Source organism: Brachybacterium sp. AOP42-C2-15 (assembly GCF_052377065.1).
In the GTDB taxonomy this organism is placed as follows: domain Bacteria; phylum Actinomycetota; class Actinomycetes; order Actinomycetales; family Dermabacteraceae; genus Brachybacterium.
The window spans coordinates 1-12,879 of the sequence record NZ_JBQSWK010000060.1; the positions used below are offsets into that span (position 1 = coordinate 1).

At 66.9% G+C, this 12,879-nt stretch carries 10 protein-coding genes and 2 pseudogenes; 7 read left to right on the plus strand and 5 right to left on the minus strand.

Features of this window, described 5'->3' with window-relative positions:
• Positions 1–264: 264 nt before the first annotated feature.
• The 4 genes from ACT3SQ_RS18155 to ACT3SQ_RS18170 form a co-directional block, all read right to left on the minus strand.
• Complete coding sequence (locus ACT3SQ_RS18155; protein WP_442332589.1) at positions 265–1,140, minus strand: glycosyltransferase; 876 nt, start codon at positions 1,138–1,140, stop codon at positions 265–267.
• Entirely contained in the window at positions 1,137–2,402 is a 1,266-nt protein-coding gene (locus ACT3SQ_RS18160; protein WP_442332590.1) for a glycosyltransferase, read from the minus strand. The genes ACT3SQ_RS18155 and ACT3SQ_RS18160 overlap by 4 nt, the downstream gene beginning before the upstream one ends.
• Positions 2,399–3,112: a hypothetical protein gene (locus tag ACT3SQ_RS18165; RefSeq protein ID WP_442332591.1), complete on the minus strand. Its 714-nt coding sequence runs from the start codon at positions 3,110–3,112 to the stop codon at positions 2,399–2,401. Before ACT3SQ_RS18165 ends, ACT3SQ_RS18160 begins: the two co-directional genes overlap by 4 nt.
• 127 nt (positions 3,113–3,239) lie before the next feature.
• Positions 3,240–4,301, minus strand: a complete 1,062-nt coding sequence (locus ACT3SQ_RS18170; protein ID WP_444502843.1) for a glycosyltransferase family 4 protein — start codon at positions 4,299–4,301, stop codon at positions 3,240–3,242.
• Between the two features lie 245 nt (positions 4,302–4,546).
• Here ACT3SQ_RS18170 and ACT3SQ_RS18175 point away from each other — a divergent pair, with 245 nt between their 5' ends.
• The 7 genes and pseudogenes from ACT3SQ_RS18175 (at position 4,547) to ACT3SQ_RS18205 (ending at position 12,477) form a co-directional block, all read left to right on the plus strand.
• Positions 4,547–6,382, plus strand: a complete 1,836-nt coding sequence (locus ACT3SQ_RS18175; RefSeq protein ID WP_442332593.1) for an ABC transporter ATP-binding protein — start codon at positions 4,547–4,549, stop codon at positions 6,380–6,382.
• Positions 6,383–6,601: 219 nt separating this feature from the next.
• Positions 6,602–7,453 (plus strand): glycosyltransferase family 4 protein, encoded by an 852-nt coding sequence (locus tag ACT3SQ_RS18180; protein WP_442332594.1) that lies wholly within the window; start codon positions 6,602–6,604, stop codon positions 7,451–7,453.
• Positions 7,454–7,516: 63 nt separating this feature from the next.
• Positions 7,517–7,798: pseudogene (locus ACT3SQ_RS18185) on the plus strand (transposase); the annotation flags it as partial.
• Positions 7,799–7,917: 119 nt separating this feature from the next.
• Positions 7,918–9,188 (plus strand): annotated as a pseudogene (locus ACT3SQ_RS18190) (IS256 family transposase).
• 69 nt (positions 9,189–9,257) lie between these two features.
• Complete coding sequence (locus tag ACT3SQ_RS18195) at positions 9,258–9,551, plus strand: glycosyltransferase (protein ID WP_442332595.1); 294 nt, start codon at positions 9,258–9,260, stop codon at positions 9,549–9,551.
• Positions 9,552–9,920: 369 nt separating this feature from the next.
• Positions 9,921–11,006 carry a polysaccharide pyruvyl transferase family protein gene (locus ACT3SQ_RS18200; RefSeq protein WP_442332596.1) on the plus strand — a complete coding sequence of 362 codons (1,086 nt, stop codon included), beginning with the start codon at positions 9,921–9,923 and terminating at the stop codon, positions 11,004–11,006.
• Positions 10,996–12,477 carry a Coenzyme F420 hydrogenase/dehydrogenase, beta subunit C-terminal domain gene (locus ACT3SQ_RS18205; protein ID WP_442332597.1) on the plus strand — a complete coding sequence of 494 codons (1,482 nt, stop codon included), beginning with the start codon at positions 10,996–10,998 and terminating at the stop codon, positions 12,475–12,477. Before ACT3SQ_RS18200 ends, ACT3SQ_RS18205 begins: the two co-directional genes overlap by 11 nt.
• Before the next feature lie 96 nt (positions 12,478–12,573).
• Here the strand turns inward: ACT3SQ_RS18205 and ACT3SQ_RS18210 are convergent.
• On the minus strand, positions 12,574–12,879 hold a 306-nt coding region (locus tag ACT3SQ_RS18210; RefSeq protein ID WP_444502854.1), incomplete at its 5' end, for an IS3 family transposase.

Below are 12,879 nucleotides of genomic sequence, written 5' to 3' on the forward strand. Positions count from 1 at the left end.
CCTATGGGAGGATCAGCCGCAACAGTCCCGACCTGTACTTGCAGAACATGGATGTGCTCTGGGCGGAGATCTTTCGGCTGCGAACCGTTGTACGCCGGTACGACCGCCTGTACGGACGCTTCGACAACGCGGCGTCACGCACTCGCCGCCGACTGCGGTCGGTTCTCAGCCGGGCCAGGAGACGTGGGCGACGCGGATCTCGCGGTGGCGCCTCCGGCGACGCTGCGCCGTGATGAAGGGATGCTCGAGCGGATGCGCGGTCCCTCACCGAGGAGCGAGGACACGGAACCGCAAGTCCCCGGTCCATCGGCCGAGTGTCCATCCGAACCCTCGTGCCATCGCTGCACGCTCAGCGCCGCGCGCTCTTACGAAACGCGGCAGGTCCCGCAGCGTCCCACGCAGCAGGTGCATCTCTGATCTGAGACTTCCCCCGGTGATCCCACGGTGGCGGTGCTTCGCGTAGAGCTGGGCGTACGTGAATCCGTACCTGCGGTACTGGTGGAACGCAGCTCGATCGTCAGCACGTTGGACATAGGTGAAGACCGCCTCCGGTGCCACGGTGATCCCGTACCCCGCGTGCTGTGCCCGCCAGCAGAAGTCGACCTCGTCGTGCCCTCCCACGAAATGTGGGTCGAATCCACCGACAGCATCGAAGACCTCCCGGCGCACGGCAAGGGCCGCGCCGAGCACATAGCCGAGGTGACCCTGGCATATACGCAGCTCGGTCTCCGGGCCGTTCCCGGAATCACCTGCACCCCCCACGATGCCCAGACGCGGGTCGTCGTCGAACGGCGCCGTGATCTCGGCAAGGAATCGGGGCCCCACGACGTCGTCCGCATCGATCAGCACGATGCATTCGGCCTTTGCGGCTGCGATTCCCGTGTTACGGGCGCAGTTGACCCCCTGGTACGCGAACGCAGCGACGACCCTGAGCTCCAACTGCCCCGCGAACCGTTCCGCGACCTCTGCCGTGTCATCAGTGGAGCGGTTGTCGGCCACGACCACCTCGAACTCGGGGGCGTCCTCCTGTCCGGTCAGGGCCTCGAGCTGGGTGGCGATCGTGCGTGCCGCGTTGAACGCCGGGATGACGACGCTGACGGCCGGTGGTGCTGAGCCGGCCCTGCTGGCCTCCGCACTCATGATGAGGTGCCACCCGGGGCTGGCCGAGCGGGATCCTCCAGGTAGATCCGTCGGATCGTACGGCTGAACGCGGTCGCGCCGTGACGATCCGTGATGCGCCGTGCTGAGTCCCGGGCGTGCTCAGCCTCCCGGGGGTCGGTCAGGGCTGCGATGATTCCTTGGGCGAGTTCCGCCGGGTCCTCGCTGATGGTGACGAAGGACGAGGGATCTGCCACGCCTTCAGCTCCGATCGGTGTGGCCACCGTGGGAACTCCCGCGATGATCGACTCGATCGTCTTGAACTTGACTCCCGCTCCATCGCGCAGCGCGACGACATTGCATGCTGCCTGTCGGTACTCGGTCCAGAGGTCATCCACGTACCCGCGCATGACGACGCGGGGGGCATTCTTCGCCAGGTCGTTCAGACGGTCGGGTGCCTCGTCCCCGATCACGTGGAGCTCGGCTCCCGGAACGGCGGCCAGGACCGTCGGCCACATCTCGCTGATCACCCATTGGGCCGCATCGATGTTCTCGTGCCTCATCAGGAAGCCGACGACGAGCACCTTGTCCGTGCGTGGCGAGGGAGGTGGCGTGTCGGTGGCCGACGCGGGCACCTGCACGAGCGGGTTCACCACCTGCACCTTGTACGGCGGGATCCCTGAGTCGATGAGCAGATCCGCGTCCTTCGAGGAGAGAACGAGGCATGTGTCCAGCCACCGCGCCAGGAACTTCTCCAGGCGCCGGTGCTGCTGCGCGAGGCGCTGGAATCTCCGGGACTCCTCCGGAGCGCTCTCGAACTCCGCTCTGCGGGACATGCGCTGGCTCATCACATCGTGGAAGGTCCCGATGAGGCGGGGCCTGCGGCCGGCGATCGCTCGGATCAGGGGGGCGAGGGTCACCATCTCGTACCACTGGAGGTCTATCACATCCGCTCCGCGCAGCAGCCGGCGTACACGGGAGGAGAGAAGCAGCGATGCGATGAACGGCGGGTGGAGCCATGGCAAGGGGCTCCGAGCGGCCAGGGCGAGGAGTCGATGGGAGGCGCGCAGCAGGAGGGAGACGACCACACCGTGCTCGAGGCCTCGCTCCGGATCAACGACACGCAGCCACTCGGGTGCCCGGGGGATGTCGCGCCTGGTCGCGGGGTAGCTCGGTACCAGGAGCATCACGTGGGCGCCGGCCTCCTGCTGAGCCTGAACCACCTGCAGCTGGAACCTCCCGCCGGCGTGCGGGACCGCTGCATGCGGCACGGACGGTGCGATCTGGAGGATGCGCGAGGTCATCGGTAGTCCTTCAGCATGGGACGGATCCTGTCGGTGAACCGTACGTGCGCCTGATGCTTCAGGCACAGGGGCTGTGTGATGTCGGCCAGGATCTCGGACCAGCGGATCGGGTACTGCGGTGGAGCGGCGTATGGGTCGCAGCCCGCGGCCTGAGCCTCCTGGAGGGGTTCGTGGTAATAGTCCAGACGCGCATGCAGCTCACGCATCCATTCGGTCGTGAAGGCGGACCGCGGACGGAACGCGAAAGCGGACGGTCCGAGCACCGCGCGGTAATGGGCCTTGAGATACCCACCCAGTTCGTGGGGGAGGTCACCGACGTAGGTGGAGGTGACTTCCCGATAGTCGATCGCCCAGGCGTCGTCGTCGGAGTTCAGGTCGTCGATGACTGCCCGCACGGTGGAGGTCAGAGGCTTCACATCGCAGTAGGCGCCCCCGTAATGGTGCATCGCGTAGGCCCGGAGGTAATCGGACCTGTGCACGACGTGCAAGTGATGGTACGCGGGATGGAACGGGTGGCCTGCGAGCTCCAGGGATGCGGGTTCACGGATCAGGCGCACGTCGAGGTCAGGTTGATCTCGCAGTGCCTGGAGGGACGCGGCGCGCCGGGGTCGGGGGTCGGGTCCCAGCCAGATCGCCCAGAGGATGCGGGGGGCGGGATCCACGTCTTCGATCCGAGGAGTCTCGCGGCTGAGGAACGTGTGGGGGAACATCCCGTCGCGGTAGCGGAAAGGGTTCGCTGCTTCGTTCCGAGCCCCTTGCCGGTCATGCGCACGCAGTGCGACCCGAGCTCGCATTCTGCGCACCCGCTTCCGGGCGAGGAACGCCCGATGCTTCGCTTCACGCAGTGTCTCGATCGTTCTCACTGCTCCTCCCCCCTTCACCGGCGTCACACGGGCGCTGCAGGGATGCGGCCAGCTCGGCCACCGCGGTGCCCCAGGTCGCCCAGGATGCCTCGCGGCGGGCCCACGTGACGGCTGCTGCGGAGAACGCCGGTAGGTCTGCGTTGAGCACTCGTTGCTCGAACACGTTCACAAGATGATCGGCGGAAGAGCTCGGCTCCGCCACCCAGCCTGTCCGGCCATCCTGAACCAACGTCGTCGCTCCTCCCACGGCATGGGTGAGCACCGGCAGCCCATGCGACAGCGCATCGGTGATCAGCACTCCACCGGCGGCCGCGCGCGCTGGTTCCAGCAGTATGTGATGCGTACGGTACAGCTCACTGAGTTCGGCCTGCTGCAGCCGGCCCGTCCTTTCGACCCACGAAGGCAGAGAGCGCGGCTCCAGCCCGCCGACGACGGTCAGCCTCACCTGGTGGCCTCGGCGGCGGAGCTCTGCCACGGCGGCGACTGCGAGGTCGCCGCCCTTCCTCTCCCAGTCCGAGGCGACCAGGAGGATCTTCCAGGGAGGGGGAGCGGAGCGTTCGCTCCGCAGTTGCGCCGATGCGTGGCGTCCGTCGATCGCCGGACCGAAGGGGATCACCTGGATCCTGGACAGCGGAACGCGCATATCGCGGTGGACGGCCTGCCGGCTCCATTCGGTTGCGACGGCGAACCGGGCAGTCCGGGCGGCGACCCGGCCCTCCAAGACCGTGGCCTGGGCTCGGGTCAGCCGGGAGAGCCGCTGGAACGCCGGGTACTCGGCAGCGAGTGCGGCGAAGGACGTATCGGTCACCTGGATGATCGGGTAGGCGAGGGGCACCGCTGCCAGCAGAGGGGTACCGGCAAGGGAGATGACCGGTGTCCCAGGGGGGAACTGGGCGATGAGCCGGCGGATGCGCAGTGCGCGGGGCACCGCAGTCGGTGCGGACCAGTCCGGCAGGTGGAGACGACCGACTGTGCCGGCGATCCTGCACGCCGCCTTGTCCGCGAGGGCGACCGGTTCAGCGTGTGCACTGATCACCTCGATCTCCTGCAGAGCCGACCGAAGCGCAGAGACCATGGGAGGTATGACGCCGGACCAGGCACGCCCGGACGCAGGATCCCACGGTGTGACGATCACGGCTGAGCCGCCCCGGTGCCGTGCACCCGCGCCCGGCCGGTGATGGCGGTCCCGGCTTATCATGTCCATAGACTAGTTCAGGGTGGCCAGCGCATGTTCGCCAAGTGGCTTGTCGCATCGACGTCGCACTGGCATGAGGTGAGGATATGAAGCGGATTCGCCGGGAAGCGGCGATCTGGTCGGACTACAGGCGACTGCGACTGGTGATGACCCTCGTGCCGTGGCCCATGAGGAACAGGCTGCTGCTCGTGCTCATCAGCGCGATCGTCGTCTCGGCGCTGGACATGGCCGCGGTGGCGGGCATGCTTCCCCTGATCCAGCTGCTCACCTCCGATGCGCTGCCACCTGTCGTGCAGGACTATCTGGTGCCCGTGCTCGGCACGGACGATCGGCAGGATCTGCTGATCGGCATGGGTCTGCTGATCGGGTCCGCTTTCCTGGTGAAGAACGTGGCACTCGTGCTGATCCGCTGGTGGAGTCTGGGGATCACCAAGTCCGCCATGGCCGCGGCGCAGTCCGAGATACTCAGCCGGTATGTGCGCGCGGATTACGAGCAGCACCGGCGGCGATCGCGCGCCACGATCCTCCAGGCCATCTCGGATTCAGTCCCTACGACGTTGGGTGCTGTCCTGCTCGGGTACGTCAGCATCATCACCGACCTCATCATGATGGTCACGCTGCTGATCCTGTTGGCCGTGCTCGCTCCGGAGGTCACCGTGGTGGTGGCCGTGCTCTTCGGTGGGGCAGCCCTCCTGCTTGCCCGCGTGCTGAGGCCCCACGCCCGCCGACTCGGTATGCAGGCCCTGGAGCTGAACAAGGCGTCGTGGCGACAGCTCAATCCTGCTATCGAAGGGTTCCGGGAGACCCGGATCTTCCGACGCGAGGAGATGTTCATACAGCAGTACCGGGAGAACCGATCGGAGTACGCCAGAGTGGTGCGTACGCAGGGAATCCTCGGAGAGCTGCCCAAGCACGTGCTCGAGATCGTGATGATCACGGGCATCATCGTCGTAGCGATGACTCTCTTCGCCCTGCGCGAGCCGTCGGTGGCGTTCGGCCTGCTCGCAGTGTTCGCGGCCGCGACGATGCGCATCATCCCGGCGTTGAACCGGTTCGTCGCGACCCTCAACGGGGTCCGCACCGGCCGGCCCAGCCTGGAGTTCGTCGTCGAGCAGATCCTGGAGCTCGCCGGGGACCGATCCGTCGTGGACGATGACGAGGACGAGCCGAGGCAGTTCGTCCCGTCCGAGGACATCGTCGTCCAGGACCTCTCCTACCGGTACCCGGACGGCACCCACGATGTGCTCCAGGGAGTAGATGTCACCATCCGCCGCGGATCCACCGTGGCACTGGTCGGTTCCTCAGGAGCGGGGAAGACGACCTTCGCGGACCTGCTGACAGGCCTCATCCGACCCACCACCGGGACCATCACCGTGGGCGACCTCTCCGTTGCGGAGGAGCCGCGTCGCTGGATGAGCGAACTGGCAGTCGTCTCCCAACGGGTGTATCTGTGGGACGCCCCCATTCGTGACCTGATCACCTTCGGCCAACCGCCGGAGCAGGTCGATGCCGGGCTGCTCGAGGAGGTCGTGCGGCGCGCACGACTGGATGATCTCATCACCGAACTCCCTAAGGGCCTGGACAACTGGGTCGGCGACGGCGGTGCTCGGCTCTCCGGCGGACAGGTCCAGCGGATCGGCATCGCGCGAGCCCTCTATGCGGAGCCGCGAGTTCTGATCCTGGACGAGGCGACCAGCTCCCTGGACAACGAGACCGAGTACGAGATCACGCGGACCATCGATGCTCTGAAGGGCCATGTCACCGTCCTGGTGATCGCTCACCGATTGTCGACCGTCAAGAACGCCGACGAGATCCTCTTCTTCTCCGGCGGTAGGTTGAAGGACCGCGGCTCGATGCGGGAGCTCGTCGCCCGCCAACCGGAGTTCGATCGCCTGGTCCAACTGGGATCACTCAGCGCGTAGCCACTGCAGGTGAAGCGGAAGAGGGAGGGGTGTGTGAGGACCCGGATCGCCGTCATATCCGACACGCGAGCGGCTGATGGCCCCTACGGCATCGATCTGCTGGAGGGGCTCGGCTACGTACTGACCCAGGCAAGCCCTGCCCGCCATGCCTGGCACCGCAAACTCCGCGATGTGATCGAACACAGGACCGGTGTACCGTCCGAACATGTGCTTCGGTCGATGCAACTGGTCCGCGACGCCGATGTGGTCCTGGCCTTCCTCGAGAGCCATGCGCAGCTCCCCTCCGCCCTGAGAGCGCGACGCATCCGCCCCTTCGCAACGACTCCGTTGGCGATGATCGCATGCTGGCTCGCCGATGACCTCCGACGGCTGCCCGCCACGGAGAGACGTCGACTGGCAGGGCGCTACCGCGGGGTGGACCTCACGATGGTGTTCAGCGCCAACCAGATCGATGTGCTGATTGACGCAGGATTCCATGAGGGGTCCGTGGAGGCCATCCCCTTCGGATTCGCCCCGCAGCAGCACCCTCCGGTGGACTTCGGGACCAGGGACAGCAGCATCGTGGCTGTCGGGTTCGATCGGGGAAGGGACTACACCACGCTCTTCGAGGCGGTGCAGGGCACTGACCTGCATGTCGATCTCTACTGCAGTGAGGGGAACATCGCTGCCAGCCGCTTGCCCGAGAACGTGACGTTCCACGGAGTCGTGCCCTATGACGAATATCGTGCCGTCATCTCCCGGGCGGGCATCGTGGCCGTGCCGACGTCGGAGATGGCGTACCCGTCCGGACAGACAGTCGCGCTGGAGGCAGCAGCAACCGGAGCGTGCATCGCACTGACCTCGACACCTGCGCTTCTTGAGTACTTCTCTCCCGCGACTGCTCTGCTGCTACCCGCCCATGACCCGCGAGCATGGCGTGCAGGGCTTCTTCGCGCCGCTGGAGATCCGGCGGTGCGCGAACGACTGGGGAGCGCTGCCTGCGACCATGTGCACGCTCACTTCACCTATGAGTCCATGTGGCGTCATGTGGATGTGCTGTTCCGCTCCCGCGGATGGGTCCGCGAAGGCTGAGAGGAGATCTGAATCGGCCCAGGTTTGATGCCGTTGCTGTTTGAGCCCGAGAGGATGGACAGCATGCCGAAGAAGACCGATCCCCAGCTGCGCGCGAGGTGCGTGCGGCTCGTGCGCGAGCACCAGCAGGAGTACCCCACCCTGACCGCGGCGACGGCTGCGGTCGCCCGCCAGGAAGGTGTCTCGCGGGAGTCCGTGCGGCGCTGGCTGGCCCAGGCTGAGGTCGACGACGGAACCCGGCCTGGCACTACCAGCGAGGAATCTGCCGAGGTCAAGCGGCTGAAAGCCGAGGTCAAACGGTTGCGGGAGGACAATGAGATCCTGCGCCGGGCCTCGATTTTCTTAGTTGAGTCCCCGATAGTGGTGTAGCGCGGTGGCTGCCGTGATCGTCCCGGACGGGGACGCGGCCACCGTGTGATCCTTCGAGTGAACCTTCCACAGCACTCTCGAACGGAGTCATCACGATGACCGCTCCCCACATTGTCGACCCTTCCGGCCTGCTCGGTGAAGCCTTGGCCGAAGCTTCCCCGGATCTGATGCGCAGCCTGCTCCAAGACGTGGTCAACACGCTGCTCTCCGCGGACGCTGATGCCGTTGCCGGCGCGGAGTACGGCCGGCCCAGCGCTATCCGGTCTGCGCAGCGCAACGGCTACCGCCACCGCGACCTCGACACTCGCATCGGCACGATCGACGTCGCCGTTCCTAAGCTCCGCACCGGCACCTACTTCCCTGAGTGGCTGCTCGAGCGGCGCAAGCGCGCCGAGTCCGCCCTGATCACGGTCGTCGCGGACTGCTATCTCGCCGGTGTCTCCACCCGTCGCATGGATAAGCTCGTGAAGACTCTGGGCATCAACAGTCTTTCGAAGTCGCAGGTCAGCAGGATGGCGGAGTCGTTAGACGAGCACGTCGAGCAGTTCCGCCACCGTCCCCTGGACGAGGCCGGCCCCTTCACGTTCGTCTCTGCCGACGCCCTGACGATGAAGGTCCGTGAGGGTGGGCGCGTGATCAACGCCGTCGTCCTGCTGGCCACCGGCGTGAACGGCGACGGGCACCGCGAGGTCCTCGGCATGCGGGTGGCCACCTCCGAGACCGGCGCTGCGTGGAACGGCTTCTACGCTGACCTCGTCGCCCGCGGCCTCGCCGGGGTCCGCCTGGTGACCTCCGATGCGCATGCGGGACTGGTCGAAGCGATCGCTGCGCACCTGCCCGGGGCGGCCTGGCAGCGGTGCCGCACCCACTACGCCGCGAACCTCATGGCCGTGACGCCCAAGAGCATGTGGCCAGCGGTGAAAGCGATGCTGCACAGCGTCTATGACCAGCCCGACGCCGCCGCCGTGAACGCCCAGTTCGAGCGGTTGCTGGACTACGTCGGTGAGAAGCTCCCGGCCGTGGCCGAACACCTCGACGCCGCTCGAGCAGATCTGCTCGCATTCACCACGTTCCCCAAGGACGTATGGGTCCAGATCTGGTCGAATCCCCCGCAAGCGGGAGGTGCCCCCACCCCACCGAACGGCTGAACAAGGAGATCCGTCGCCGCACGGACTCCGTCGGCATCTTCCCCTCTCGCGAGGCGATCATCCGGCTCGTCGGCGCGGTCCTGGCCGAGCAGACCGACGAATGGGCCGAAGGACGCCGCTATCTCGGCCTTGACGTCCTCGCCCGCTGCCGCCTCTCCCTCACCACCAGCCCCGTGAACGAGGTGAACACCGATGCCCTGCCCGCGCTGACAGCCTGACCCCTCATCGAAGGATCGCTACACCACTTCCTGGGACTTGACCGTCTCGTGGCGGTGACGACACATTCCATGGAATACCCCTCCGGCCAGACGGTCGCTCTGGTGTCCGCCGCGACGGGGGCCTGCGTCGCGCTGTCGGACACTCGAGCGCTGGGCGAGTACTTCTCCGTATCGACCGCCCTGATGCTTCCGGTCGGAGACGTCGACGCGTGGCGCCGCGGACTGTCATCGGCGATGGCTCAGCCGGAGCTGCGTCGATCGATCGGCGCGGCGGCGCAAGCGGATGTTCGCGAGAGATTTACCTACCGCGGCATGTGGGAGCGCGTCGATGCGCTCTTCCGTGCCCGTGGGTGGGTCGGCTGATGACCGTGACGGATTCCGGAGACGGCCGGTTCGGAAGATGACGTTGACGACGCATTCGGTGTCGAGCAGGCCGTCTGCGCTCTTCACCGTTCCGATGCCGGAGGCGGTGCCGCACCATGTGCCTTCGCCTCGGGGCGTTGCGATGAGCGATGGAATCGGCCTGGGCGATCGTCGACGCGCAGGTGGACGGTGCGCGGTCTCGAGAACTCGGCGTGACGTCGTCGCCGCCCCCGTAACCCGTAGCATCGGGCCGTGCCCGAGGCGCTTTCAGGACGATCGTCTTGGAGTTCGGTGATTTCGGCAGAAGCACACCCCTGCACTGGGGGATAGCAGTGGAACAGCGGTGGAACGGCGGAAGGGAATTCATCGATGGGATTGCGTGCCAGAAGCGCCCGACTGCGTCAACGCGCGAGGACGGCGGCGTTCTACGTCACGGCGCGCAACGCCGTGCGCCGGCGGAAGGGGCGCCCCCTCGCGTACCTCATCGGCTCGCCGTTCCACGAGAACCTCGGCGATCACGCGCAGTCGCTGGTCTCGCGGGAATGGATCCAGTCGAACTATCCGGGCTACGACGTGGCGATCCTCGATTCGCGCTCGGCCTCGCGAGACGACTACGCCCTGATCCGTCGCATCGCCGGTGACATCCAGGCGCGCGACCTCGTCTTCCTGCACAGCGGCTATCACGTCACCGACCTGTACCCGATCGAGATCGGGCTGCAGCTCGCCGTCGTCGAGCACATCCGCGACAACGACATCGTCGCGCTGCCGCAGACCATCCACTTCAAGGACCCGGCGGCGCTGCGCGAGGTCGCTGGCTCCTTCAACGGGCACGGTCGCGTCACGCTCCTGTGCCGGGACACGTCGTCGTACGAGACCGCTCAGCGCGAGTTCTCCGGATGCCGTCTGCTGCTGTACCCCGACATCGTGACCCGCCGGATCGGCGCGACACCGGTTCCGAGCGCCGCGGAGCGCGACGGCATCCAGCTGTGCCTGCGCCGCGATGTCGAGTCGGTCTATGTCGCCGGCGGCCAGGTGGCCGAGCTCGAGCGCAGACTCTCGGAGATCGGTCCGACAACGGTCACCGACACGAACTCCGACCTGTCGCCGGTACACATCCGTCTTCGGTTGAATCAGGTCCTGAACGCGGAGTGGCGTAGGTTCAGCCAGCACCGGGTCACCGTCACCGATCGCTATCACGGCGTGATCTTCTCGCTCATCGCCGGCACTCCGGTCGTGGCGCTCGGCACCACCGACCACAAGCTCAGCTCGGGCATCAGCTGGTTCCCCACCGACCTGTTCGGCCAGCACATCGTCTTCGCCGAGAACATCGACGATGCCGTCGCGCGAGCCGCCGAGTTCTACCGTTCGGATTCGTTCCCGACGCTGCCGAGGCACTTCGAGCAGAACTACTTCTCCCGGCTCAAGCGCGAGCTGGAGGGCGAGCATGTCGCGTGACCACCGAGGCAGTCCATCGGCCGCAGGCGGGAGCACAGGAGATCTCGACGCGATCCTGACGGGCGGCTACGACGTGGGCAGCGGTGCGCTGTCGGCGGCGAGCGCGAGCGCGCGCACGGTGCTCAACGACGTCGGCCTCTACGAGACGCGGTTCGTCGGCACCCCGACCGCCGAGGAGCGGGACCGGATGCAGTCCGTGTCGGCGATGTCGTCGTCCAAGGTCGGCGACGAGAGCATGATCGCCGCCGAGCTGTTCGGCGCGCAGCCGGGGATCGCATACGACCCGGTGGTGGGCCACTTCCACGACCTCTACGTCGGGTTCGTGGCGGAAGGCGACTACCGCCGCGACGGCAGCTCCGGCGGATTCGGCAGCTGGATCCTCAGCGAGCTGCTGCGCACCGGCGACGTCGACCACGTGATCCATGTGGCGCCCACGGCCGACGGCGCCGACGTGCTCTTCGACTTCACCGTCTCCTCCTCGCCCGACGACGTCGCGGCGGGCTCGAAGTCGCGGTACTACCCGGTCCAGCTCGACGGCGTGCTGCGCACGATGCGCGAGCAGCCGGGACGCTATGCGGTCGTCGGCATCCCGAGCGTGATCTTCGAGCTCCGTCTGCTCGCAGCGGCGGATGCGCAGATCGGCGAGCGGCTGGCGTTCACCGTCGGCCTCGTCTGCGGACACCAGAAGTCGACGAAGTACGCCGAGAGCTTCGCCTGGCAGTGCGGCATCAAGCCCGGAGACCTACGGGCGTTCGACTTCCGCGTGAAGGTCCCCGAGGGTCGCGCCTGGGACTATCGCATGGAGATGACCGGCCTGATCGACGGTGACGAGGTCACCATCGTGAAGCGGCAGGACGAGCTGTTCGGCAGCGACTGGGGCCTCGGCTTCTTCAAGGCGAAGTTCTCGGACTTCACCGACGACGCGTTCAACGAGACGGCCGACGTCGTCGTCGGCGACGCCTGGCTCCCCGAGTACGACGGCGACCCGAACGGAACGAACGTCGTCATCGTGCGTGACGCGCGGATCGCGGAGATCGTGAACGCGGCGATCGCCGAGGGCCGCCTGTCATTGGAGGCGACCGTGCCCGAGAAGGTGCACCGCTCGCAGCGCGGGCTCGTGCGACACACCCGTGACGAGATCGGCTACCGGCTCGCCCGGGCGGACGCTGCGGGCCGATGGCGCCCGAGCAAGCGCTACGAAGCCGTCGGCAGCACCACGCGGCTGCGCCGCAGGATCCAGCGATCGCGCACCGAGATGGCCGAGCAGAGCCACATCCACTACGCGCGCGCCGTCGAGCTGGGGGATTGGGAGTACTTCCACGAGCGGATGACCACGCTCGTGCGACGTCATGAGCGCCTCTACGCCGCGTTGCGGACGCGTGCGGTCTTCAAGGAGCAGGGTGTCGTCGTCGGTCTTCGGAGCGTCGCCGGTCGCCTGCTCGCGCCGCTGCGGCAACGGAACGGCTCTTAGATGAGCCGGTCGGAATACCACCGCGCCCTGTCAGCGCTGGACGATCGAGAAGTGAGGCGAGGAGGGACTGCCGCACGATCAGGTGACAGTTGGGTGTCAGGCCGCGAGGTCCACGGCGGGATTCATGATGGTCTCGTATTCGATGGGGGTCAACCGGCCCAGACGGGCCTGGCGGCGGCGTCGGTGGTACGTCCGCTCGATCCAGGTGATGATCGCGATCCGGAGCTCTTCTCGCGTCCGCCACCGCTTGCGGTCCAGGACGTTCTTCTGCAGCAACGCGAAGAAGGATTCCATCGCGGCGTTGTCGCCGGCGGCGCCGACTTTTCCCATTGATCCGATGAGGTGATGCCGGTTCAGGGCGTGCACGAACGAGCGTGCTCGGAACTGGGATCCTCGGTCGCT